Here is a 321-nt window from a genome sequence, read left to right as displayed (position 1 = left end):
ATTCTGTATACCTACATAACACTGCTGTTTATAAAGAATTTACCCACTCACTGACTTTCTGTTTTGTTCCGCGGTTTAACAGACTACCTTCTGTGATAACAGCCTCTGGTGCGGATGGCTGCAATTCTTTTACAGTATTACCGAATCCACTTCCACCGGATGTTGCAAAAAGGACGATCTTTTTACCGCTGAAATCATAGGCTTCCAAAAATGTATTGATAATTGTTGGAGCTACATACCACCAGATAGGGAATCCCAGAAGAATTTCATCATAAGAGCTCATATCTATCTCTTTCTTCATGATCTCCGGTCTGTATTTCT

1 protein-coding gene is annotated in these 321 nt (G+C 39.6%); it reads right to left on the bottom strand.

Annotated features, from left to right (window positions below):
- Nucleotides 1-28 precede the first annotated feature (28 nt).
- Nucleotides 29-321, bottom strand: a 293-nt coding sequence (locus QVO97_RS03110) for a flavodoxin (RefSeq protein ID WP_288188767.1), incomplete at its 5' end; no start/stop codon positions are given.

Origin of the sequence: Clostridium sp. CAG:43 (genome assembly GCF_000434655.1) — a bacterium.
Lineage (GTDB): Bacteria > Bacillota > Clostridia > Lachnospirales > Lachnospiraceae > Otoolea > Otoolea fessa.
Note: the sequence above shows the minus strand (reverse complement) of the source record. Positions and strands in the feature narration are given on the sequence as shown.